This window comes from Flavobacterium sp. CF108 (assembly GCF_900129795.1).
Taxonomy (GTDB): Bacteria; Bacteroidota; Bacteroidia; order Flavobacteriales; family Flavobacteriaceae; genus Flavobacterium.
In genome coordinates, this window is record NZ_FQWW01000002.1 from 269680 (window position 1) to 293580 (window position 23901).

A 23901-nucleotide genomic window follows, 5' to 3' on the forward strand; every position below is an offset into this window, starting at 1 on the left:
AAAAATGTTTGATGCTTAAAAGCCTTCTGGAATTTAGTTTACAATTTTTATTTATTTGTTAGTATTCTACCAAAATCTGTTACTACATTTGCCCTAACAAGCTTTTATTTTGATAAATCAAAAATGGAAAACACAGCATGAAAGACGAAAAACCTTTAATATTAGTTACGAATGATGACGGAATTCTGGCTCCCGGAATCAGAGCTTTAATAAGCGTTATGGAAACTATAGGCGATGTCGTTGTGGTCGCCCCAGACAAGCCTCAAAGCGCAATGGGACACGCAATTACGATAAACAATACTTTATTTCTGGATAAAATTTCTAAAGATGGAGATTCCATTACAGAATACAGCTGTTCCGGAACACCTGTAGACTGTGTAAAACTGGCCGTTAATGAAATTTTAAAACGAAAACCGGACTTGTGTGTTTCGGGAATTAATCACGGATCAAATTCTTCTATAAATGTGATTTATTCGGGAACAATGAGCGCCGCTGTCGAAGCCGGAATTGAAGGAATTCAGGCAATTGGTTTTTCTCTTTTAGACTTTGACTGGAATGCCGATTTTGAACCCGCTAAAGCATTCGTGAAAAAAATTGCTCTGGAAACATTAAAAAATAAACTTCCGACCGGAGTGGTTTTAAATGTTAACTTTCCGAAATTGAGTGAAAAAGAAATCAAAGGAATAAAAATCTGCCGTCAGGCGAAAGCTTATTATGCCCAAAAATTTGACAAAAGACAAACTCCTTTTGGGAAAGATTATTACTGGTTAACGGGCAAATTTACCAATGAAGACAATGGCGAAGATACTGATGAATGGGCACTTGAAAACGGATATATTTCAGTAGTTCCTGTTCAGTTTGACTTAACCGCACATCATACAATGCAGCAACTTAATACTTGGAAATTAAATGGATAAAAAAGAACTCGTAATCGGATTTATTGTTGGAATTTTTACTTCTCTTCTTGGAAGTTATTTGTTTATCAAATTTTTTACAAAATTTGATCTTCCAGCTGGAATTCAAACTATTAGAGAAATGGGATATTTAGGAAAAGTGATTACAATTGGAGCTGTTTTAGATCTTCCTGTTTTTTTAATTCTCTTAAAAAGAAACAAAGAAATGATGGCCAGAGGCGTGATTTTAGCCGTGATTGTTTTAGCAATTTCGACCATAATTATTTAAATCCTATCTTTGTGCTGCAATAAAAATTCGTTGATATGAAATATTACATAATAGCTGGCGAAGCTTCTGGAGATTTACACGGTTCTAATTTAATGAAAGCATTATATGAGGAAGATCCTCAGGCTGACATCAGATTTTGGGGCGGTGATTTAATGCAAAAAGCCGGCGGAACATTGGTAAAACATTATCGCGAATTGGCTTTTATGGGTTTTGTTGAAGTGGTTTTTAACTTAAAAACTATTTTAAATAACATCAAATTCTGCAAAAAAGATATCTCTGAATTTAAACCGGATGTTTTAATTTTTATTGATTACCCGGGCTTTAATATGCGTATTGCAAAATGGGCTAAAGAACTGAATTACAAAACACATTATTATATTTCTCCGCAAATTTGGGCTTGGAAAGAAAACCGAATCAACGCTATTAAACAAGACGTTGACAGAATGTTTGTGATTTTGCCTTTTGAAAAAAGTTTTTACGAAGACAAACATCATTTTCCTGTAGATTTTGTTGGACATCCTTTAATTGATGCTATTCAAAATCAGCCTGCTTTTAATGAAACTGCTTTTAGAGAAGAGTATAAATTGGGAGAAAAACCAATTATTGCCGTTTTACCGGGAAGCCGTAAACAGGAAATTACAAAAATGCTGAGTGTTATGCTGAGTGTTGTTGATGATTTTCAGGATTATGAATTTGTTATTGCGGGTGCGCCAAGTCAGGATTATGAATTTTACCAGCAGTTTATTAAAAACAAAAACATTGCATTTGTTTCGAATAAAACTTATGATTTATTGCGTTCTTCGACTGCGGCATTGGTTACCTCTGGAACAGCAACTTTAGAAACGGCTCTTTTTAAAGTTCCCGAAGTCGTTTGTTATAAAGGAAGTGCCATTTCATATCAAATTGCAAAACGAATTATTACTTTAAAATATATTTCGCTTGTTAATTTAATTATGGATCAGGAAGTTGTAACGGAACTGATTCAAAGTGAATGTAACACAAAACGAATCAAAGAAGAATTGAACAAATTACTGGAACCTTCTCACCGTGAAAAGCTGCTAAAAAACTATGATATTTTAGAGCAAAAACTAGGCGGAGTTGGCGCAAGCAAAAAAACAGCTAAACTTATTGTTGCCGATTTAAAATCTTAAACATTTCTGTTTTGAAAAAAATACTCGTTTTTCTTCTTTTATCAATCGTGTTGGTTTCTTGTAAATCGACTTCGACTGCTGTAAGCAAAAACGAACCGAAAAAAGAAAACAGATCTATTGTGAAAAATTTAATTGAAACTGCAACAGATAATATTGGCGTTAAATACAAAGCAGGCGGAACTACAAAAAGTGGTTTTGACTGTTCTGGCTTGGTTTACAACACTTTCGAATCTGAAAATATAAAATTGCCGAGAAGTTCTTTTGAACAAGCAAAAATTGGAAAAGTAATTCCGCTGAATGACGCCAAAAAAGGAGATTTGATTTTCTTTAAAACGAATAAAAGTAAGCAGATCAATCATGTTGGTCTTATTACCGAAGTAAATTCAGATGAAATTAAATTTATACATTCTTCTACTTCAAAAGGTGTAATCATTTCTTCTACAAAAGAAGCTTATTATAAAAATTCATTCGAACAAGTAAACCGTGTAATTGAATAAATAAAATATATTTATTTTCTTACAAATTTTTAATACTTTTAAGCCATGAAAGTATTAGATTTTCCTTTAGCTAAAATTACAATTAGCTTTCTTTTTGGCATTTTAGTTTCTTATTATTGTCTGCCTTCGATTCAAATTTCATTCATTGCTCTTGGAATTTGTTCTGTCTTATTTTGTTTTAGTTTTTTCCTTTCGAAGAAAAACAAAAAGACGAACCTATTCTTCGGAATCAGTAGTGCTCTTATTTCGTTCTGCACAGGAATCTGCGTTTTGCTTATTCATACTGATACTCTTGATAAATCGAATTACACACATTCTCAAACAGCTTTTGAAAAATCCCAATTTATAACTTTTACGTTACGTGAAAAACTCAAAAGCAACGATTACAACGATCGTTATATCGGGCTTGTAAATACGATTGAAAATAAAACTTATTCAGGGAAAATTATTGTCAATATTCAAAAAGACAGTACTCAAAACCCATTGATAATTGGGAATATAATTAAAGTTAAAACCGCTTTACAAAAAACATCATCGAGTAAAAACCCAAATCAATTTAACTATGCTAAATACTTAGCCGACAAACAGATTTACGCACAGGTTTATTGCAAAAAATCAGAAATCAAAATCAGCCAAACCATCAAAAAAGATATATGGTATTACTCTGGCCGACTCCATGCCACTATTTTAAAAAATCTTGAAAGCGCTCATTTTAGTAAAGATGAAATGAATGTGGCGCTGGCCCTAATTTTGGGACAGCAGCAGGAAATTTCAGCCGATATTATAAAAGATTATCAATATTCTGGAGCGACGCATGTTCTTTCGGTTTCGGGACTGCACGTTGGCTTTATAATGCTTTTTATCATGTTTGTTTTAAAGCCAATTCCTAATACTCGAAAAGGCTCGGCAATTAAACTATTTTCTATTTTAATTTCGCTGGCTGGTTTTGCCGTTATATCGGGTTTATCTCCATCAGTTTTGCGTTCGGTTGTAATGTTTTCTTTTGTAGCTATTGGAAATCATCTTCGCCGAAGCGGAAATATTTATCATACGCTTTTAGTTTCCATTTTATTGATATTGCTTTTCGAACCTTATTTCTTATTTGATGTTGGTTTTCAATTAAGCTATTTAGCATTATATTTTATAGTTTGGCTTCAGCCGATATTAAAGAAAATCTGGTCGCCCAAAAACAAAATCGCAATTTATATCTGGGATTCTTTAACGGTCTCATTTGCTGCACAAATTGGAACTTTACCTTTATGTCTTTATTATTTTCATCAATTTCCGGGATTATTCTTTGTTACCAATATTATAATTCTTCCCGTTTTATCTTTCATCATGATTGCCGGAATAATCGTTATGATTTTTGCAATCTTTAAAAGTCCACCCGAAATTTTGGTTTACATTTTCGAAAAAAGCATTTTCATTTTAAACCAAATGATCCATTATGTCGCATCTTTTGAATCTTTTGTTATTCAGGATATCAGTTTTAATTTTTATTATTTGGTTACACTTTACTTCGTAATAATCAGTGCAATAATCTGCTCAAAGAAACCTAGTTACAGCAAACTTATTGTTGTATTTGTATCAGTAATTTTATTACAGCTTTCTTTCATTTATACTAAAAAAGAAACAGCAGATCAAAAGGAGTTGATTGTTTATAATATCAAAAAGAACACTTTAATCTCAAAAAGATTCGGCAATAATATTACACTTTTTACGAGCGATACAACTGGAAACAAAAGCTCAATAAACAATGCTTTCAATTCTTATTTAGTGGGCAATTTTAGTGTTTTAAACAAATCCCAGCGAATTGAGAATGTCTTATTTTTTAATGGAAAGAAAATCTCCATAATTGACAGCACGGGAGTTTATGAAAATAAAAGCCATCCTGATATTGTGATTTTGACACAGTCTCCCAAAATAAATATAGATAGAGTTTTAACCGAATTACATCCCAAAATTATTATTGCAGATGGAACAAATGCGTATGCAATTCAAAAAATGTGGAAATTGAGCTGCGAGAAAAAAAATATCCCTTTTCATGCCACTGCCGAAAAGGGATTTTATAGGTTAAACTAATCTTTTTTATTCTGGATTTAAAATCAAATTTGAGTCTGAAATAAAAGCTTTCACTCCATTTGAATTATACGGGAGTCTGCCTAATAAATTAAAAGCAGTTTTACCATTTCCAGTTGAACCTTTCGCGTAACAAACCTCAGGTAGTTCTGCAACACCAAAGGCATTTTTTAATTTAATGTTTTGTTCTTTGACTTCACTTGATATTGCTGCATCAGACAAGTCTAGCTTTACTAAAATAACATTCTTGCGCGACCATTTTTCAAAATCTAATGTTTTAAACACCTCGTTTTGCAGGTTTTCCGGGACATTAGCAGCAGTAAATAAGATCAACAACGGTTTTCTTTCCTCATTACTTAAGGTAATTGCATCAACCATATCGGTTTTCCATTCTAAACTTTGAGATTTAGCTAAGAATGTCACTAAAAAAAATAGCAGGATAAGTAGTTTTCGGGTCATAATTTATAGGTTTTGGGCTTGGTTAATAAAACTAAATTAACACAAAACCTACTGCCAACAATCTTCATTAAAACAAATAGTTCCAAAAAAAATGCATTAAAATGAATTTAATTATATAAGAATTATTTATTTGAAAAAAACGGAAAATTTACGGCCTTAAAATATTAAATGTATAATCTACATTTTAACTTGTTTAAAAAAAATATCCCTTTTCAACTAAGTTGAAAAGGGATTCTACAAATTAAACTAAGAAACTTAATTTAAATTATTACTCACTCGGATGCAGAATATTATTTGATTCTGCAATCCATGCTTTTGCACCTCCCGGTTTGTATGCAATTTTACCAAGAGCGCTAAAAGTTGTTTTATTTTTTCTTATCGAAGCCATTGCATAGCATACTTGCGGTAAATCATCAACTCCAAAAGCATTTTTTAATTTAATGTTTTGTTCTTTATCTCCATCTGAAGCTGTAGAATCTGATAAATCTAATTTTACAAGAATTACATTATCACGCGACCAAACTGCAAAGTCTGGGGTTTTAAATACTTCGTTCTGAAGATTTTCTGGTACACCTGAGGCAGTGAATAAAATTAACATGGGTTTTCTTTCTTCATTACTAATTGCGATCGCATCAGTCATATTTGTTCGCCACGCAAGAGTTTGTGCATGCAAGAAAAATGAACCTAAAAAAAACAGTAGGATAAGTAATTTTTTAGTCATAATCATATTGGTTTTGGTTAGTATAGCATAACGAAATTAACATAATATTTTAATTATCCAAATTATATTGTGCCAAAAATTACATTATATATTTTTTTATTTATAAATAAATATTGAAATAATAATTCAGCCTTAACAAATGAAAATCTTTTCCTACTAAACAAAAAAACTCCTTACATTACTGTAAGGAGTTTTATATATAATCTTGATTTAAAAATTAAATTCTTTAAGACTTTTTAGGATGAACAATTCCTTCTGCAACTGTTAACCAAGCCGATGGGCCTCCGGCAACATATCCTGTTTTACCAAGACCTGTAAAATTAACTTTTCCATCTTTAGTTTGTGCACTTGTAAAATACACGGTAGGAAATCCCTGGATTCCAAAAGCCTGCTGTAACTCATTATTTTGGTTTTTAAGCTCTGGAGTCTGCGGAACGCTTCTTGGGTAATCCAATTCTACTAAAACAACATTATCAACAGCCCATTTTTTAAATTCCGGAGTTTTTAAAACTTCGTTTTGCAAACGAATACACCATCCGCACCAATCACTTCCTGTAAAGAACATCAACATAGGTTTTTGCTCCTTATTACTTACCGTGATTGCTTCTTTAACATCAGTATACCATTTTAGTTCCTGAGCCTGAGTTGCAAATGCTCCAACTATAAAAAAGGCTATTAGTAATATTCTTTTCATAACGTATTATTTTATGCAAATTTAAATAAAAAATGAATTGAAAAATCTATTTATTTTACTTCTTGCATTAACCTTCTAATTAACGGAGTCAAAACAATTAATGCAATACCCGCAATAAGCGAATACAATGCAAGTTGATAATATCCATCTGTATAAGCAATAAGCTTAGACATTAATGTTGTACCTGTATTTGCATCAGACATTTCAGCTCCTAATTTTCCAGCAGCAAATTGTCCAAATGCACTTGAAAGGAACCATAATCCCATCATCATTCCAAACAAACGTTTAGGCGATAATTTTGTGATTACCGACATTCCGATTGGGCCAATACATAATTCTCCAAGAGTATATAAAAGATATCCTAAAGCAAATACGTCAAGGGAACTTAACCCGTCTGCAGCTAGAAAAAATCGGGCACAGTAAAAAATAAAGAATCCTGCCGCCAGCAAAATAAATGACAAACCAAATTTAATAACGGTATTTGGTTCAACTTTTCGCTTAGACATATATATCCACAGCAGACCTACCAACGGGCTAAAAATAATAACATAAAGTGAATTTATACTATTGTTTACCACGTTTGGATCAATATGAAAAAACAACATTTTGTTAGATAAGTTATCTTTTGCAAATAAAGACAAAGACCCTCCAGATTGTTCTGAAATTGCCATAAACATGAAGTATCCAAAAATAAATACAAACGCTGCTAAAAGTTTACGCTGTTGCTTTCCATCCTTTAACATTATCAACTCATATGCAAAATATCCTAATGCAACTATTCCCATAGTATACATAAAATACTCTGTATAATCAGAATTTATAACCATTATATAAACAAGTGGAATTACCAATATAGAACCTGCATAAACTGAGATTTCGTAAAGACTACGTTTTTTAGGCGTCTGTTTTTCTAACGGAGAATTTCCAATTGGAGCAAGATGTTTTTTAGTCAAAAGGAAAGTTACAACACCAATAACCATAACAATAGCTGCAGAAAGGAAACATAAACTCCAAGAATAATTTTTTCCTAAATAAATAGGAATTGCACCACCAAGCATTCCGCCAATATTAATTCCCGCGTAAAACAACCCGTAACCTGCGTCACGACGTCCATCATTTTCATGGTATAATTCACCAACCATTGAAGAAACGTTTGGCTTAAAAAAACCTGTTCCGATAATAGAAAGTGTTATTCCGTAATAAAAGAAATCATGCGGAGAAGCTGCAATCAGCAAATTCCCCAAAATCATTACGATTCCTCCAAAAAGAAGTGATTTTTTAAATCCTAAAATTTTATCTGCAAAAATACCTCCAATAAAAGTAAAAGCATAAACAAAAGCCTGCACAGCACCATATTGAAGACTTGCCTGTCCATCCAACAGACCTAATTGGTCTACCATGAAAAATGATAAAACTCCTCTCATTCCGTAAAAACAAAAACGCTCCCACATTTCAACTAAAAACAAGTACCACAATTGTTTTGGGTACTTGCCTTTAAAATTTTGAATTTCCTCTAAAGTGATTTTATGTTCCATACTATCTTACTCCGTGCATCATTTTTTTCAACAATGGAGTCAAAGCAAATAATACAATTGCCGCGATACCTGTAAGAACAACAAATACCATAAAGAACTCATATAGGTTGTGAATAACAAATCCAGCAAAATTTGGATAGGAAACAGTTATAACTTGTTTATCTTTAATAAGATTTAATTCCTGTACGGTAAATGTAGTATCTTTTGCTACGAATTTATTTACATATTCTGTTTTGTTTCTTTTAGCAAAATCCTTTTGGTTTTTTATTTCCGCTAAAGTCTCTATTTTCTTTTCTATATCTAAATTAAGTTCTTTTGCTTTTTCCTTGTCAACTTTTGCAATTTGAAGTTTTGCTAAAGCAAATAATTCTTCTCCATTTGCTACAGTTTTATTGTCTAATAATGACTGTAAATCTATATTTACCTTTTTAGCAGCTATATATTTATCTCCTGTTGGAGGCAAAATTGAACCTAAAGTCCCTCCTAATGCATAACCAGATGCATTCGACAAAAAGAAGACCCCAAACAATAATGAAGCAAAACGTTTTGGAGATAATTTACCTACCAATGACAATCCAATTGGAGACAAACACAACTCTGCACAAGTATTTAGGAAATACAATAAGATAAGCCATTTAACTAATAACAATCCAGAAGTTCCAAGTCCAGCAACCTGGTTTGCAATCATGAAAAAGCTTATTGTAATAACAACCAATCCAACTGCTAATTTTACAGGAGAAATGGGTTCTTTTTCTCTAGCTCTTAAATAATCCCATAATACACTAAAAGGAACTGCAAGTGCTACAACAAACAATCCGTTAAAAATCTGAACCATTGACGGAGGCATTAGATAACCAAAGAAATGTCTATCTGTTTGATTGTCGGCAATAAAAGTTAATGAAGATCCTGCCTGTTCAAATGCAGCCCAGAAGAAAATAATAAAAAACGAAACGATATAAATAACAATAATTCTGTCTCGTTCAATTTTAGTCAATGACGAATCCGAAATAATCAATCCTGCCAAAGCAATTCCACTTGAATAAATCAAAGTGTAAATTAAATTTTGACCTACAACATAATGGAAAAAGAAACCTAAAGCGATAAATGCAATACCAGCAATTATTAATGATTTAGTAGAAAAATTAGCTTTTTGTGCTTCCCCTTCTTCAAAATCTTCTGCTACATTTTTAGAAGGCAATCCTCCTAATGGTCTTCCTTCCGGAGAAACTACATATTTATTTTTTAAGAAGTAAAATAAAATTGTACCCAAAAGCATTGCAATAGCAGCAGCTAAAAATCCCCATTTAAATGCATGGACATCTCTAAATCCTCCAGCATCTTTTACGTCTCCTAACAAAGGACAAATAGACTGGCCTAAGAAAGCACCAATATTAATTCCCATATAGAAAATTGTAAAAGCCGTATCCAGTTTAGTTTTTTCCTGTTTTGGATACAAACTTCCCACCATACTAGAAATGTTTGGTTTGAAAAATCCGTTACCAAAAACAATAGCCCCTAATCCACAATACATAATCGTTTTTGCAAAAGGTACATTCCCTTCAAAAACGCTTCCGCTAGTAAATAAAAGCAACTGGCCAATTGCCATTAATAGTCCGCCTAATAAGATACAATTTCTGTTTCCGAAATAACGATCGGCAATAAAACCTCCTAACATTGGAGTTAAGTAACAAAGTCCAAGGAAACCCCCATAAATTAAAGACGCTTCTTCTTCCTTCATTAATAATGAATTCACAAGAAATAAAGTTAATAAAGCTCGCATTCCATAAAAATTGAATCTCTCCCACATCTCCGTCCCAAACAATACCCAAAGTCCTTTTGGATGCGCAGTTTTTACTTGAGTTTCTCCCATATTATTCACTATATTTAAGGTTAATATTTTTTAAATTATAAATTTTCTTTGATGAAATTAGTCATCTTATTGTAAAGCTGAATTCTCGTTTTTCCGCCATAAATACCGTGGTTTTTATCTGGATATATTTGAGATTCAAATTGCTTATTAGCCTGAATTAATGCTTCCATCATTTGCATTGAATTTTGCACATGAACGTTGTCATCACCAGAACCGTGAATCAATAAAAACTTACCTTTTAATTTATCAACATGGTTTATAGGAGAGTTTTGATCGTATCCGCTTGCATTTTCCTCAGGTGTCTGCATGTATCTTTCTGTGTAAACACTGTCATAAAATCTCCAGTTTGTAACCGGTGCAACAGCAATTGCCATTTTAAATACATCATTTCCTTGAAAAATACAGTTAGAAGACATAAAACCTCCATAACTCCATCCGAAAATTCCAATTCTTGAAGCATCAACATAAGGATACGCACCAATTACTTTTGCAGCATCAATTTGATCTTCAACTTCGTATTTCCCTAATTCTTTTTGCGTTACTTTTTTGAAATCAGCACCTTTAAAACCAGTTCCTCTTCCGTCAACACAAGCTACAATGTAACCTTGCTGCGTAAGAGATAAAAACCAATAATCATCGCTGTTGTTCCAGTCGTTGTTTACCTGCTGTGATCCCGGGCCAGAATATTGGTACATGAAAACAGGATATTTTTTAGATGGATCAAAATCTTTTGGTTTTAAAATCCATGCGTTTAATTCGTTTCCTTTTGCTGTTTTTAAAACGAAAAATTCTTTTGCAGGAAGGTTATACGCTTTTAATTTATCAGCAAGATCCTGATTGTTTTCGATAACCTGAATTTCTTTTCCTGTTTTTGCCTCGTTTAAAGTATACGTTGTAGGCACTAAATTACTTGAGAATGTTGTAATAAAATATTGGAAATTCGGGCTGAAAGTTGCCGCGCTTGTTCCAACTTTTGTAGTTAAACGGGTTTTGTTTTTTCCGTCTAAACCAATTCTGTAAATATCTCTGTTGATAGAACCATTCTCTGTAGATTGGTAGAAAATAGTTTTTGTTTTTTCGTCGAAACCGTAGTAAGATACCACTTCCCAGTTTCCTTTTGTAACCTGATTTTTAAGTTTTCCGGTTTTATCATAAACATAAATATGGTTGAAACCGTCTTTTTCACTTGTCCAGATAAAACTGTTATCTTTTAAGAAAGTCAAATTATCTGTAACATCTACGTAAGCTTTGTCTTTTTCATTCAAAACCACTTTTGCAGCAGCTGTAGTTCCGTCAATAAATAATAAATCAAGATTATCCTGGTGACGGTTTAAAACCTGTGCAGACAATGTATTGTTATCGTTTGTCCACTGCATTCTTGCAATGTAGAAATCATTATAATTTCCTAAATCTACTTTTTTAGAAGCATTTCCTGCTGCATCATAAATGTGTAATGAAACTACAGAATTTTTTTCTCCGGCTTTAGGATATTTAAACGTTTCGATTGTTGGATATAAATCTTTTTTGAAGATTGACATTGAAAACTCAGGAACCTGGCTTTCGTCAAAACGAATATAAGCTAATTTTTTACTGTCTTTACTCCAGTCGAATGCGCGAACAAAAGCAAATTCTTCTTCGTAAACCCAGTCCGTAATACCATTAATGACTGCATTTTTCTTTCCGTCAGTAGTAACAGCTGTTGATTTTTTTGAAGCTACATCATAAACATATAAATTGTTTTCTCTAGCATAAGCAATCTTAGTTCCATCTGGAGAAAAAGTTGGCTCCTGAATTTGAAAATCAACCAGTTTTGTTAGAGATTTTGAAGCGATATCGTATAAAAAATAATCTGCTGTAAAAGAGTGACGGAAGATTTGATTTGAATTACAGGCAATTAAAATCTTTTTTTCTGAAGCATCGAAGGTATAGCTGTCAATTCCGTCCTGAAGTTCTTTGTGGTTTTTAGTATCAATAAGGTTCGATACTTTTTTTAGTGTTGCAAAATCATATAAATCAATCTGCATTGTCCGGCTTGCCTGATCAACATTTAGAACCGTATATTGATTTGTATTTTTTAAAGATTGCAATTCGTCCATTCCTTTTGCCCGAAATGCACCACCATAAATATTTTCGACCGTTATTTTTTGCTGCCCAAAAACCGATGCAACTATAAATAAAAGTACTACAGTAATTTTACTTGTATTCATTAGAATTATTTTAAATATAAAAAGAGTCCAATTTTAGTGAAAAAAATAAACATAATACACATTTTAAGTGTTAAATGTTAAAAAAAATAACGATTGCGTACTTCCATGTTTGAAATAGATTACAATCAAAACTCTTAAAATAGTATCTTTGCAGCAACATTATTATTTAATATATTGAGAATGAACAACGCTGTTGCAGGATTTTCGAAATTATCCAAAAAAGAAAAAATTAACTGGATTGCCAACGAATATTTTTCGGCTCCTGATGAAGCCTTAAGTATTATAAGAAATTACTGGAATTCAGATGAAAAGCTCCAACAGCTTCATGATGAATTTATTGAGAATACAATAACTAATTTATATATCCCGCTTGGGGTTGCTCCCAATTTTTTAATCAACGGAAAGTACAAAACAATCCCCATGGCAATCGAAGAAAGTTCTGTGGTTGCAGCAGCATCAAAAGCCGCAAAATTCTGGGCTACACGCGGAGGTTTTAAAGCCACAATAATTGACACTGAAAAAATTGGCCAGGTTCATTTTACTTTTAATGGTGATGCCGAAAAACTGCAATCCTTTTTTGAGCAAATAAAATCTAAATTCTTTTCTGAAACGCAAAGCATTACTAAAAATATGCAGGAACGCGGCGGCGGAATTTTAGATATCCACTTAAAGGATAAACGAAATTTACTGGAAAATTACTATCAGCTTCATGCCGCTTTTGAAACTAAAGACAGCATGGGAGCGAATTTTATTAATTCGTGTTTAGAGCAGTTTGCTACAACTTTAAAAGAAGAATTTCAAAATTCTGATTTATTTTCTGAAGAAGATACGCTGACTGTAATTATGAGTATTTTGTCTAATTATGTTCCGAATTGTCTTGTAAGAGCTGAGGTTTCCTGCCCTATTGAAGAATTAGCCGAAAAACATATTACAAATCCGCAGGAATTTGCAGAACGTTTTGTTCAGGCAGTTCAAATTGCCGAAGTAGAACCTTTTAGAGCTGTAACGCACAATAAAGGTATCATGAATGGTATTGATGCCGTAGTTTTAGCAACAGGAAATGATTTTAGAGCCGTAGAGGCCGGAGTTCATGCTTATGCTTCAAAAAACGGACAATATGCAAGTTTATCTCATGCCAAAATCGAAAACGGAATTTTTACTTTCTGGCTTGAAATTCCATTGGCTTTAGGAACAGTAGGCGGATTAACTTCCTTACATCCTCTGGTAAAATTATGTTTAGAAATACTTGAAAAGCCTTCTGCAAGAGAATTAATGGAAATAACTGCGGTTGCCGGTTTAGCACAAAATTTTGCTGCACTCCGTTCTTTAACTACAACCGGAATTCAGGAAGGACACATGAAAATGCACCTAAATAATATCATCAATCAATTTGAAGCTACAGACGAAGAGCGTCATTTAATTAAAGCGCATTTTAAGAAAAACACAGTTTCACACAGCGCTGTAGTAGAATTTATTGAAAGTTTAAGAATACAAAATAAATAAAAATTCCAAAAATTACAGCCTTTAAGTAAAATTCCAAATTCCAATTATCTTTGGAATTTGGAATTTAAAATATTGGAATTTGTTTTAAAATCGAAGCATGAAAACAACCTTTTATAGTAACGGAAAACTATTCATCTCTGGAGAATATTTAGTTTTAGATGGCGCAGATGCCTTTGCATTGCCAACAAAATTTGGTCAAAATTTAGTTGTTGAAGATGGCGAAGACCAAATAATAGAATGGAAAAGTTACGATTACGATAATAAGCTTTGGTTTGAAACTACGATTTCATTTGAAGAAGTCATAAATAATATTGTTTCTGAAATTGAAACTGTAAAAACCACCTTAATTAATATACTTCACGAAGCATACGTTTTAAATCCCGAATTTATTCAAAAGTCAAAAGGATATAAGGTAACAACGAATCTTACTTTTCCAAGAAACTGGGGATTAGGGACATCATCTACTCTAATTAACAATATTGCCCAGTGGACGAATATTAATGCTTTTACGTTGCTTAGAAACAGTTTTGGAGGAAGTGGTTATGATATTGCCTGCGCGCAAAACAACACTCCTATTTTATATAGAATTGAAAATAATTTTGTTGAGCCGGTTATTTTCAATCCGGACTTTACAACAAACATTTTCTTTGTTTATCTTAATAAAAAACAAAACAGCAAAACTGCAATACATGCTTACAACAAGCACAAACAGCAAAATTTAGCAAAAAGTGTTCTTGAAAACAATAAAATAACACATGCCATTTTAAATGCTAAATCTCTAAAAGAGTTTGCACATGCAGTCGAAAAACATGAAATTCATTTAAGTAATATCATGGAAATAAAAACGATCAAAGAAATCGCTTTTCCTGATTTTAGTGGTACGGTTAAGAGTCTTGGTGCTTGGGGCGGCGATTTTGTAATGGTAATTTCTAAAGAAAATCCAAGAAATTATTTTGCATCAAAAGGCTATGACACAATACTAACGTATGATGAAATGATTTTACAAGAGTAATTATTTGATCAAAGAACTAAATTAAAAATTTACTTTCTGATCACTAACGTGCTCTGCTTCCAGACGCCGAACTTTTTCGTTTTCCTGTTCGTTCGATTCGATAAGTGTATTGTGCAGACGTTCGGCCATTTTTTCTATACTATTCGTGATAGAATCATAAACCAATTCCATTCTGCGATGTTTTTCTTCTTTTACAGCTTTTAAAACATCTTCTACAAAAACCTTATCGTACTTTTCAGCCACAGAATCGCGAGTATTAGTAAGCCTGATCACATAGTCGTTACTTAATATAGTAACTTTAAAATGCTGTTCTTCATTGCTTAAATAATACTTACCTCCTAATTCATCAACATTGATGTCAGTACTGCTCACTTTTAGAAGTTCCGTAATTATTCCAAAAATATGATTCTCAATTTTAGAATAAACTTTAGGTTTTCTTCTCAGTAGATTAAACATAAACATTAAACGCCCCAATTTTTAAAGTATTTGTTTATCATTCTCTTTCAGTTTTTATTTACAATTCGGCAAATAAAACATACCTCCTTATAACCAAAATTCCGACAAATTAACTGTAATATTTTGAATATCACAAATTTTTTGAATTATATTTCGATTATTCCCATATAGTTAAGAAAAACATATAAAGTATTTACTACAAAATAGTTATGAAAAATATTCAAAAAAGAAACCCGAAACATTCGATTGAATGTTTCGGGTTTTCTATATAATTTATTTTACTAAACTAGTAGTTGAATTGTAATCTGTTGTCTTCAATTTTAGCATTGTTTTTCAACGCTGGTAAAATTCTGCTTGCGTCTGATGCGCTTTGAGCTTTTACTTTAGCAACATATTCAGCATGATTTGCAATTGCAGGAGCTTTTACTGTGCTAATGTTTTTCACTACATAAACTCCAGTATTTCCTTCAATTGGAGCAGAGATTTTGTTAGCAGCTAATGCAAATGCATTTCCTACTACTTTTGGCTCTTGTCCAACTCCACCAGGTAAAACCGGATTTTCAAGAGTTACGTTTGTTGCTTGTTGTACTGCTACACCAGCGCTTTTTGCAATAGCTTCGATAGTTGAACCTGTCAATTTAGCTTTTAAAATTTCAGCTTTTTTCTTGTTTTTCAAGATTGGCTCAACGTAAGGTCTTGCCATTGTAACAGAAACTAAACCTGATTTGTTTTCGCTTTTGTATTGAGCAATTACGTGTCCAACGTTAGCGATTTCAAAACGTTTTACATCTCCTGTATTAGTTTCTTTATCAAATGCCCATCTTACAATGTTTCTTTGGTTTCCTAATGGTCCAAATTGCTCATCCATAGCTCTTGCAGATATTGGAGCAGCAACTTTTAAACCTAATTCTTTAGCAGTAGCAGCAAAATCTTTGTCTGCAGCTTCCATTTCGAATTTAGTAGCTAATGTAAATACTTTATCAGAAGTAGCTTCAGAAGGCTCAATTTTTTGAGCGATTGTAGCTAAACGAATTCCGTCTTGTTTGTCAGTAATTTTGATAATGTGGAAACCTAGCGGAGTTTCTACTAAACCAACTTTTCCAATTCCATTACTGAATACAAAATCACTAAATGGTTTTAATGCTGGCGGCAATTGATTTTGACTAAAGTAACCAACATCACCTCCTTGTTGTGCAGATGCATCATCAGAACTTGTAAAAGCAAGCATCATGAAATTATCCGGATTAGATTGAGCTTGAGCTAAAATTTCTTCTGCTTTAGCTTTTGCTTCTTCTTTAGTTCTTTTTTCTTTTGGATTTTGGGTTTGAGAACCTTCGTAACCAATTACAATTTGACTTGCTTTTGCATTAACCCCAGCTTTAAACCCTAAAGATTTAGAAATAGCATAATATTTTCCGTATACATAAGGACCATAAATTGATCCGGCAGGTAAGCTGAATAATTTATCAGCATCTACTGCTGGTAAAGCATTTTTAGCAATATATGTAGAATCGTAAGGAACATCAGAATTTGCGTTTACAAATTCCCCAATGTTTGTTGCGCTTTTAAAACCTGGTAATGTATCGTTTTTACCTGTTTTTGCGTTGTATTCTACTCTACCGTTTAATAAAGAAGTTATTTTAGCTTTAATTTCAGCTTCATCTTCTTTCGAAGGTTTGTCTTCAACTAAAACGTATTGAATTTCACGAGTATCTTCTGCTTTGAATTTTTTCTCGTTTTTCTTCATATAATCTACGATATCTGAATCAGAAATTTTTACTTCACTATCTTTAATAGAAGAATATAAAGCTCCGGCATAAGCAAAGTTTACTTTGTTAGCTTCCATTTCATACTTCAGCTTTCCTTCACTAGCAGTTGTATAAAGTCCAGATTTTATTAAAGTATTGTAAATTTGAAATTTTGCGTTTAATTCAGCATCTTTTTCTTTTGCAGTAATAAATTGAGCTGCTTCAGGATTTGTTTTGATATAGTCTTTGAATTTTGTAACATCAAACATTCCTGCTGCGTTTAAAAACATAGGAGCTTTTCCAATGTTAGGATCTGCTTTTAAAACTTCAATTAAGTGTTTTTCACCAACTCTCAATCCTAATTTATCAAACTGAGTTGATAATAATGCGATTGAAACTTCTTGATCCCAAACTCTGTTTGCAGCTTCAGTGGAAGTAATTCCTTGACCACTTTTTTCAAGATTACTAACTTTAACTCTAAAGTCTTCAAATGAAATATCTTTTCCATCGATGCTTCCTACATCTTTTGAACTTTGACCAAATGTTCCTCTAGTAAATAAATCTTGTATTATAAATGCAAATAATGCAAGTGCAATAACACCTATCAATAGAGCTGAACGCTGTCTAATTTTTGCTAAAACTGCCATTTTAATTATCGTTAATTTTATATTCAGTTTGCGAAAATACAATTATCTAGTTAATAACAATACAACTAGCGTTTTATTTTGCACAATTTTTTTTAATTCTTTAAAAATTCACTCTTTTATTGTCAATCTGACCAATTCAATTTTGTTGTTTGACGCCTGTTCTATAACGAAATGATACCTGTTAATTACAATCTTTTCGCCCTTTTGCGGAATTTCTTTGGTCGAATTTACAATAAATCCTCCTAATGTCCCGTAAGAATCTTCCTCTGGAATCATCAATTTATAGGTTTCGTTTAAATACTCCACATCTAATCGTGTCGAAAACAAATACTTACCTTCTCCTAATTCCTGTTCGATCAATTCTTCGTCTAAATCGTGTTCGTCTTCGATTTCTCCAAAAAGCTCTTCCACTATATCTTCTATGGTTATAATTCCCGAAGTTCCTCCGTATTCATCTAAAACTACAGCAACATTTTTCCTCTTTTTAATTAAAAGATCTAAAGCATCTTTAATTAAAATGGTTTGCGGTACAAATTCAACGGTCATTAAAACCGATTTTATAGTTTTTGGCTTTTTAAACAAATCAAATGAATGCACATATCCCACAATATCGTCAAGAGAGTTTTGACTTACAACGATCTTAGAATATCCGGTTTCAATAAAAAGTTCTTTTAGATCTGAAACGGTCTCAAATAAATCTATTGAAACAATCTCTGTACGCGGCGTCATAATATCGCGCGCTTTTACGCCCGAAAACTCTAATGCATTCTGAAAAATCTGTATTTCTGAATCTACTTCATCATCATCTTCAACAGAATTCATTTGTTCTGTAATATAATTTCCAAGTTCTATTTTGCTGAAATACAATTGTACCTGATCGCCTTCTGTCTTGAAAAATTTTTTCAAAACAAAATCTGAAATCCAGATAAAAAACGTTGAGATATAATAAAAGAGTCGGTAGAAAAGATACGCCGGAACTGCAAAAGCCTTAATTAATGAATTGGCATAAATTTGAAAAAATACCTTCGGAAAAAATTCAGCTGTTATTAAAACTATAAACGTTGAAATTAAAGTCTGAACCAGAATTGTTGTTAAATAAGAGAATTGAAATCCAAAACCAATTATCCAGTGAAGCACAACATCTCCCATATAAAACCCATAAACTACGAGTGCTGCATTGTTTCCAATAAGCATTGACGCAATAAATTTTGAAGGATTTTGGGTAAGTTTAGTTAAAATTTGAGACAGAAAATTATCTTGTTTTTTTTCAATTTCAAGATAAATTTTGTTTGAGGAAATAAAAGCTATTTCCATTCCTGAAAAAAAAGCTGATAGTATTAAACATAATATTATAATACTAATCTCCATTTTTACTGTTTTTTATTACGATCATCAAATCTCTTGGTAAACCTTCTTCTAAAGAAAAACATAAAAACCGCCATTCCGGCAATTAGAAAGCTTAACGGATAATTTACATTTCCTTCGTTCAGCTTTGTTACACCATCGTAAATAAAGAAAACTGCAAATGCTATGTAAACGTATTGTGTGTATTTTAAGTAACCCATAATTTATAATTTATCATCGTTTGATTCAATTTCACCGCTTATTCGCTGTGAATTGATCACTTTAAAATCTTTGCTAAAATCAATTCCCTGCCCGTAAGAAACTCCTTTTGCATCTGTAAGCTTGAATTTTCTTTCGGTATAAAACCATTCATTTTTCTGGTCAAAGTACAATTGTTCTGTTTCCAGAACCTGACCTTCTTCTGATGTGATTTTAACTTTTCCCTGCAAATCAATTATACCAGTCGTTTTGTATGAAACGGCATAATTTGATCGTATAAAAGTACGCTTTTGTTTTTTATCATATAAAGTAACATCGAGTCCTTTAGGAAATTCTGTAAAAGGAAAGTCAAGATTAGAATAATCCAGCATTTTTGGACTTATCAAAACGCCCGTTATTCTTCCTGAATCTGTATATTTAATATTTACAGTATCTGCATCACTCCCTGGTACGAACTCTGAGAAGTTAATTTTTTGAACGTCTTTAAAATTACTTTCGCATCCAAAAAACAGAGTCACAGCAAAAACTGTGACAACGTTTATAATATATCTCTTTGGTAAATTCATCTGCCAAATGTAATAAATTGTGACGAGGTTAAAAAACCATGTAAGTTTAGGTTTAATTAAATTTACTCTTCACAAACCATCTGTCGTTAAACGAGAAGCCTACACTGAAGTTCATATAATTTTCCTGAACCAATCCAGCAGAAGTTGTTCCTCTTTTTCCAAATTCAACTCCAACATTTACATTTGAAAAAGTTCCTGTTATTGGGAATCCTGCTCCTAATGACATTCCAACATCGTTGATTGATTCATTGTTTACTATTAAACCCAATTTTTCATATTTCAAACCTGCTCTATAGGTAATTCTGCTAAAGTAATTTGTAAATGAACTATAGTTTGGAATATAGTAACCTCCTACTGCATATTTGGTATACTTTTCATATCTAACATTTGACCTTGTGTTGTAATAATTGGCAAGCTGTCCAGTTCCCTGAAAAGCAAGTGTAGTTCCTACTAACCATTTTCTTGCCTCTCCAATACCTGCTCCGAAAGTTAATTTATTTGGAAGTTTTAATTTGGTGTCTACCGGATCTTCAGTTACTGCATCCGGATCTCCATCAACTTCAGTTATTCTTGTACTCACTGAATTTAATGTACTTCCAAAAGTATAGTTTAAACTAGTGTAAACGTTTAACTTTTTTGTGATTTTAGTTTGATACATTGTACCAATATTAAAATTCACACCCGATAATTCAGATGTATTAGTTTCTCTGGTTGCATTTTGCACATCATTCATAGCCTCAATTGTCGTTGTTGTAATCTTACCGAAATTGTACTGCAAATCTGCTCCAATATTCCACTTTGGTGTAATTTTATATCCTAAACCAAAGAATACTCTATTAACACCACCTTTCCCTTCAAGCTGGCTGTTAATTTCATTTGGCCCAGTGTTAAAATCTGTAATTTTATAACCAACGGATGACAATGGAATCAGACCGAAACCTGCTCCAAATTTGCCCATAGGAATTCCTAATGCCAAATAATCGAAAGTTGATCTTTGTGCTTTTGAGGATTCTGTGCTGCTTTTTATAGTATTAGTTCCAAAAGTTCCTCCAACTGAAAAAGTAGTTTGACCCAGACTGGCATAACTTGCCGGATTTTCAATATTCAGGTGAATACTATCCTGTTCAACCGCAACTCCTGCCATGCTTCTGTTTTCAAGAGTTCCTTTAAATCTTGTATCTCCAATTCCGTAGAAAGAATATGGCGACGAAGTACCTTGCTGAGCAAATGAAACGAACGAGATAAGCAGACAAGCGCTTATTATAATTTTTTTAATCATTGTCGATTTTATATTGAAATGTTTGGTTCAAACTTTCCAGAAGGAAATTTGAATTGGCAAATATGGTATTTTTTAATCGTTTAGCCAAAAATTCTGCATCACCTCCCGTTAAAATTATTATAAAATTTGAAAAGTTCGACCGATATTCATCGATAAAACCGTCAATCTCATAGACGAACCCATTGACAACTCCCGAATGTATGGCTTGTGCAGTCGAATTTCCTATATAGGAATCAGGGGCTTCTAAAGTCAACAAAGGCAGTCTGGCTGTGAAATTGTGCAAAGATTCGTAGCGTAAACGAAGTCCCGGAGAAATCGCTCCGCCAAGATAATTATCATTTTCGTCGATAAAATCGTAGGTTATGCAAGTTCCTGCATCAATTACTAATCTATTTTGCTTGGGAAATTGTAAAGTTGCTCCGGCAGCCAAAATCATTCTGTCTATTCCTAAAGTTTTTGGCGTTGCATATTTATTTGTGAAGGGAAAAATATCTTCATGGGTAAAAAAATGAATGTTGAGCTGATTTTCGAAAGCTAAAAAAGACTGTTTTTCGACATTTCCAACTGATGCGACAACCAAATCAGTGCAGTTTTGAAATTTTTCTAAAATTTTTGTAATTTTTTTTTCGAGTTCATTTTTCTCAAAAACAAAATTCTCAAGAACAGTACTTCCCTCAAAGACAGCTGCTTTAATTCGAGTGTTTCCAACGTCAACCGCTAAAGTCATATTTATTTTTTTACCCTTGCGAAGATACGAATTGATTTTTTTAAAAAAATGTTTTGGATAAACGAAAAATGATTCTATCTTTGCACCCGCAATAAGCACCACACGGTACCTTAGCTCAGATGGTAGAGCAATGGACTGAAAATCCATGTGTCCCTGGTTCGATCCCTGGAGGTACCACCAAAACCCGAATAGTAATATTCGGGTTTTTTGTTTTTAATATTTTCCTAAAATTTAACCGCAAAGAGCGCTAGGATTTACGCAAAGGTTCGCAAAGTTATTATTAAACTTTGCGAACCTTTGCGTTTTTTCTTTGTGTGCTTTGCGGTTAGAGACTCTCCATCTCTTCTCTTTGTAAACTTTTGATTACCAAAAAACAGAAAGTTAATAATTAAAGTGATTTTGTTAAAAAAGTATCAACTGAATAAAAAAATATCCATTATATTCGTGAAATCGTATACTAGCTTTTCATTTATTATCAAAAACACAGAGCGTTTTTTATGGGTAAAACTTCAACTAAAGGCATTTGGAAAGTAATTTCTGCCTCTTCTATGGGAACAATGATTGAATGGTATGATTTCTATATTTTTGGAAGTTTAGCCGTTGTAATTTCAACCAAATTTTTTCCTAGTGATAATCCCACCGCTGCGTTTTTATCAACTTTAGCCACGTTTGCTGCCGGATTTGTTGTTAGACCTTTTGGAGCTTTGTTCTTTGGAAGGTTAGGCGATATTATTGGCCGAAAATATACTTTCATGGCTACTTTATTATTAATGGGAGGTTCTACTTTTTTAATAGGATGTATTCCGAGTTATGAAACCATTGGTTTTATTGCGCCTTTATTAGTTTTGATTTTACGTTTGCTGCAAGGTTTAGCCCTTGGAGGAGAATATGGCGGAGCGGCTACTTATGTTGCAGAACACGCTCCGGTTGGTCAAAAAGGATATTGGACTTCGTGGATTCAAACCACAGCAACCATTGGGTTGTTTATTTCTTTAATGGTAATTCTGGCTACTAAAAATATACTTTCAAGCGAAGCTTTTGATTCCTGGGGATGGCGCGTTCCTTTTTGGGTTTCTATTGTTATGGTTGGTGTTTCTTATTTGATTCGGAAAAATATGGATGAATCGCCTGTTTTTGCAAAAGCAAAAAAGGAAGGAACTACAAGTACAAATCCGCTAAAGGAAAGTTTTGGTAATAGATATAATCTAAAATTTGTTTTGCTGGCTTTATTTGGAGCCACAATGGGACAAGGTGTTGTTTGGTATACCGGGCAGTTCTATGCCATGAGTTTTATGAAAACGGTTATGAATGTAGAATCTTCTCAGGTTGACAGTTTACTGGGAATTGCATTATTATTAGGAACTCCGTTTTTTATTGTTTTTGGATGGCTGAGTGATAAAGTGGGCCGAAAATATATTATGATGTCTGGGATGCTGCTTGCTATTTTGTTTTACAGACCTATATATAAGATGATGTACAACACGACTGATGTTAATTATAAAACCGAAATCGTAGAAAAAACAACACAAAGTACTGAAACAGTAAAAAATAATGATGTAATTACCACAGTTTCAAAAACCTATACTGACGGAACTTCGTATATTGAAAAGAAGACAGATTTTGCTAATAAGAAGAAATCTCAAAGTAGTGTTATTATTAATATCAATTCTGGCGATGAATGGACATTAATTTTTTTAGTTTTCATTCAGGTTATATTTGTTACAATGGTTTATGGTCCAATTGCAGCATTTTTAGTGGAAATGTTTCCAACTAAAATCAGGTATACTTCGATGTCACTTCCTTATCATGTAGGGAATGGAATTTTTGGAGGTTTGCTGCCGGCGATTTCTACTTATTTTGTAACACATGCAAAAGCGGCCGGAAAAAGTGATTTTTATCTTGACGGACTTTGGTATCCTATTATTATAGCTTCAATCTGCTTTGTGATTGGAATGATTTACATAGACAACAAAAACAAAATTAATCATCTTTAACATTTTATGAA

At 32.7% G+C, this 23901-nt stretch carries 21 protein-coding genes and 1 tRNA gene; 9 read left to right on the plus strand and 13 right to left on the minus strand.

Annotated elements, in window-relative coordinates:
• Positions 1-137 precede the first annotated feature (137 nt).
• The 5 genes from surE to BUE10_RS06470 are packed head-to-tail and all read left to right on the plus strand — an operon-like array spanning position 138 to position 4912.
• Positions 138-917: a 5'/3'-nucleotidase SurE gene (surE, locus tag BUE10_RS06450; protein ID WP_073483453.1), complete on the plus strand. Its 780-nt coding sequence runs from the start codon at positions 138-140 to the stop codon at positions 915-917.
• Positions 910-1182, plus strand: a complete 273-nt coding sequence (locus tag BUE10_RS06455) for a hypothetical protein (protein WP_056207642.1) — start codon at positions 910-912, stop codon at positions 1180-1182. Before surE ends, BUE10_RS06455 begins: the two co-directional genes overlap by 8 nt.
• 35 nt (positions 1183-1217) lie before the next feature.
• The gene (lpxB, locus tag BUE10_RS06460) at positions 1218-2333 is read left to right on the plus strand and encodes a lipid-A-disaccharide synthase (RefSeq protein ID WP_073483455.1); all 1116 of its coding nucleotides are present in this window, start codon (positions 1218-1220) and stop codon (positions 2331-2333) included.
• 11 nt (positions 2334-2344) lie between these two features.
• Positions 2345-2830 carry a C40 family peptidase gene (locus BUE10_RS06465; protein ID WP_073483457.1) on the plus strand — a complete coding sequence of 162 codons (486 nt, stop codon included), beginning with the start codon at positions 2345-2347 and terminating at the stop codon, positions 2828-2830.
• A 45-nt stretch (positions 2831-2875) separates the two neighbouring features.
• Positions 2876-4912 carry a ComEC/Rec2 family competence protein gene (locus BUE10_RS06470; RefSeq protein ID WP_073483459.1) on the plus strand — a complete coding sequence of 679 codons (2037 nt, stop codon included), beginning with the start codon at positions 2876-2878 and terminating at the stop codon, positions 4910-4912.
• 6 nt (positions 4913-4918) lie between these two features.
• On the opposite strand, the gene BUE10_RS06475 is transcribed toward BUE10_RS06470, so the two are convergent.
• The 6 genes from BUE10_RS06475 to BUE10_RS06500 form a co-directional block, all read right to left on the minus strand.
• Positions 4919-5368: a hypothetical protein gene (locus BUE10_RS06475; RefSeq protein ID WP_073483461.1), complete on the minus strand. Its 450-nt coding sequence runs from the start codon at positions 5366-5368 to the stop codon at positions 4919-4921.
• A gap of 268 nt (positions 5369-5636) precedes the next feature.
• A complete protein-coding gene (locus BUE10_RS06480; RefSeq protein WP_073484179.1) occupies positions 5637-6089 on the minus strand; it encodes a thioredoxin domain-containing protein in 453 nt (150 codons plus the stop codon).
• A 226-nt stretch (positions 6090-6315) separates the two neighbouring features.
• Positions 6316-6783: a thioredoxin family protein gene (locus BUE10_RS06485; RefSeq protein ID WP_073483463.1), complete on the minus strand. Its 468-nt coding sequence runs from the start codon at positions 6781-6783 to the stop codon at positions 6316-6318.
• Positions 6784-6833: 50 nt separating this feature from the next.
• Positions 6834-8318 (minus strand): peptide MFS transporter, encoded by a 1485-nt coding sequence (locus BUE10_RS06490; RefSeq protein WP_073483465.1) that lies wholly within the window; start codon positions 8316-8318, stop codon positions 6834-6836.
• 1 nt (position 8319) lies between these two features.
• Complete coding sequence (locus BUE10_RS06495) at positions 8320-10188, minus strand: peptide MFS transporter (protein WP_073483467.1); 1869 nt, start codon at positions 10186-10188, stop codon at positions 8320-8322.
• A 35-nt stretch (positions 10189-10223) separates the two neighbouring features.
• Positions 10224-12395 (minus strand): S9 family peptidase, encoded by a 2172-nt coding sequence (locus BUE10_RS06500; RefSeq protein ID WP_073483469.1) that lies wholly within the window; start codon positions 12393-12395, stop codon positions 10224-10226.
• A 180-nt stretch (positions 12396-12575) separates the two neighbouring features.
• On the opposite strand from BUE10_RS06500, the gene BUE10_RS06505 reads away from it, so the two are divergent.
• Together BUE10_RS06505 and BUE10_RS06510 are read left to right on the plus strand one after the other, a co-directional pair.
• Positions 12576-13898: a hydroxymethylglutaryl-CoA reductase, degradative gene (locus BUE10_RS06505; RefSeq protein ID WP_073483471.1), complete on the plus strand. Its 1323-nt coding sequence runs from the start codon at positions 12576-12578 to the stop codon at positions 13896-13898.
• A gap of 97 nt (positions 13899-13995) precedes the next feature.
• Positions 13996-14910, plus strand: a complete 915-nt coding sequence (locus BUE10_RS06510) for a GYDIA family GHMP kinase (RefSeq protein WP_073483473.1) — start codon at positions 13996-13998, stop codon at positions 14908-14910.
• A 21-nt stretch (positions 14911-14931) separates the two neighbouring features.
• Here the strand turns inward: BUE10_RS06510 and BUE10_RS06515 are convergent, their stop codons facing one another.
• The 7 genes from BUE10_RS06515 to BUE10_RS06545 form a co-directional block, all read right to left on the minus strand.
• Positions 14932-15366, minus strand: a complete 435-nt coding sequence (locus BUE10_RS06515) for a hypothetical protein (protein WP_053470008.1) — start codon at positions 15364-15366, stop codon at positions 14932-14934.
• A 286-nt stretch (positions 15367-15652) separates the two neighbouring features.
• Positions 15653-17761 carry a peptidylprolyl isomerase gene (locus BUE10_RS06520; RefSeq protein WP_073483475.1) on the minus strand — a complete coding sequence of 703 codons (2109 nt, stop codon included), beginning with the start codon at positions 17759-17761 and terminating at the stop codon, positions 15653-15655.
• A gap of 108 nt (positions 17762-17869) precedes the next feature.
• On the minus strand, positions 17870-19129 hold the full coding sequence (locus tag BUE10_RS06525; RefSeq protein WP_073483477.1) for a hemolysin family protein: 1260 nt from the start codon (positions 19127-19129) through the stop codon (positions 17870-17872).
• Between the two features lie 2 nt (positions 19130-19131).
• Positions 19132-19326 carry a hypothetical protein gene (locus tag BUE10_RS06530; protein ID WP_073483479.1) on the minus strand — a complete coding sequence of 65 codons (195 nt, stop codon included), beginning with the start codon at positions 19324-19326 and terminating at the stop codon, positions 19132-19134.
• Between the two features lie 3 nt (positions 19327-19329).
• Positions 19330-19890: an LPS export ABC transporter periplasmic protein LptC gene (gene lptC / locus BUE10_RS06535; RefSeq protein WP_073483481.1), complete on the minus strand. Its 561-nt coding sequence runs from the start codon at positions 19888-19890 to the stop codon at positions 19330-19332.
• Between the two features lie 52 nt (positions 19891-19942).
• Positions 19943-21169, minus strand: coding sequence for a hypothetical protein (locus tag BUE10_RS06540; RefSeq protein WP_073483482.1), 1227 nt, complete (start codon positions 21167-21169; stop codon positions 19943-19945).
• Complete coding sequence (locus BUE10_RS06545) at positions 21162-21896, minus strand: type III pantothenate kinase (protein WP_073484182.1); 735 nt, start codon at positions 21894-21896, stop codon at positions 21162-21164. The genes BUE10_RS06540 and BUE10_RS06545 overlap by 8 nt, the downstream gene beginning before the upstream one ends.
• 104 nt (positions 21897-22000) lie before the next feature.
• Between BUE10_RS06545 and BUE10_RS06550 the strand changes: the two genes are divergently transcribed.
• Together BUE10_RS06550 and BUE10_RS06555 are read left to right on the plus strand one after the other, a co-directional pair.
• Positions 22001-22076, plus strand: a tRNA-Phe gene (locus BUE10_RS06550).
• Between the two features lie 317 nt (positions 22077-22393).
• Positions 22394-23890, plus strand: coding sequence for an MFS transporter (locus BUE10_RS06555; protein ID WP_073483484.1), 1497 nt, complete (start codon positions 22394-22396; stop codon positions 23888-23890).
• The last annotated feature ends 11 nt before the right edge of the window (positions 23891-23901 follow it).

Excerpts from the sequence above, each read along its gene's own strand:
- surE (WP_073483453.1), top strand. The coding sequence starts at position 138 with ATGAAAGACGAAAAACCTTTAATATTAGTTACGAATGATGACGGAATT.
- BUE10_RS06455 (WP_056207642.1), top strand. The coding sequence starts at position 910 with ATGGATAAAAAAGAACTCGTAATCGGATTTATTGTTGGAATTTTTACT.
- lpxB (WP_073483455.1), top strand. The coding sequence starts at position 1,218 with ATGAAATATTACATAATAGCTGGCGAAGCTTCTGGAGATTTACACGGT.
- BUE10_RS06470 (WP_073483459.1), top strand. The coding sequence starts at position 2,876 with ATGAAAGTATTAGATTTTCCTTTAGCTAAAATTACAATTAGCTTTCTT.
- BUE10_RS06475 (WP_073483461.1), bottom strand. The coding sequence starts at position 5,368 with ATGACCCGAAAACTACTTATCCTGCTATTTTTTTTAGTGACATTCTTA.
- BUE10_RS06480 (WP_073484179.1), bottom strand. The coding sequence starts at position 6,089 with ATGACTAAAAAATTACTTATCCTACTGTTTTTTTTAGGTTCATTTTTC.
- BUE10_RS06485 (WP_073483463.1), bottom strand. The coding sequence starts at position 6,783 with ATGAAAAGAATATTACTAATAGCCTTTTTTATAGTTGGAGCATTTGCA.
- BUE10_RS06490 (WP_073483465.1), bottom strand. The coding sequence starts at position 8,318 with ATGGAACATAAAATCACTTTAGAGGAAATTCAAAATTTTAAAGGCAAG.
- BUE10_RS06495 (WP_073483467.1), bottom strand. The coding sequence starts at position 10,188 with ATGGGAGAAACTCAAGTAAAAACTGCGCATCCAAAAGGACTTTGGGTA.
- BUE10_RS06500 (WP_073483469.1), bottom strand. The coding sequence starts at position 12,395 with ATGAATACAAGTAAAATTACTGTAGTACTTTTATTTATAGTTGCATCG.
- BUE10_RS06505 (WP_073483471.1), top strand. The coding sequence starts at position 12,576 with ATGAACAACGCTGTTGCAGGATTTTCGAAATTATCCAAAAAAGAAAAA.
- BUE10_RS06510 (WP_073483473.1), top strand. The coding sequence starts at position 13,996 with ATGAAAACAACCTTTTATAGTAACGGAAAACTATTCATCTCTGGAGAA.
- BUE10_RS06515 (WP_053470008.1), bottom strand. The coding sequence starts at position 15,366 with ATGTTTAATCTACTGAGAAGAAAACCTAAAGTTTATTCTAAAATTGAG.
- BUE10_RS06520 (WP_073483475.1), bottom strand. The coding sequence starts at position 17,761 with ATGGCAGTTTTAGCAAAAATTAGACAGCGTTCAGCTCTATTGATAGGT.
- BUE10_RS06525 (WP_073483477.1), bottom strand. The coding sequence starts at position 19,129 with ATGGAGATTAGTATTATAATATTATGTTTAATACTATCAGCTTTTTTT.
- BUE10_RS06530 (WP_073483479.1), bottom strand. The coding sequence starts at position 19,326 with ATGGGTTACTTAAAATACACACAATACGTTTACATAGCATTTGCAGTT.
- lptC (WP_073483481.1), bottom strand. The coding sequence starts at position 19,890 with ATGAATTTACCAAAGAGATATATTATAAACGTTGTCACAGTTTTTGCT.
- BUE10_RS06540 (WP_073483482.1), bottom strand. The coding sequence starts at position 21,169 with ATGATTAAAAAAATTATAATAAGCGCTTGTCTGCTTATCTCGTTCGTT.
- BUE10_RS06545 (WP_073484182.1), bottom strand. The coding sequence starts at position 21,896 with ATGACTTTAGCGGTTGACGTTGGAAACACTCGAATTAAAGCAGCTGTC.
- BUE10_RS06555 (WP_073483484.1), top strand. The coding sequence starts at position 22,394 with ATGGGTAAAACTTCAACTAAAGGCATTTGGAAAGTAATTTCTGCCTCT.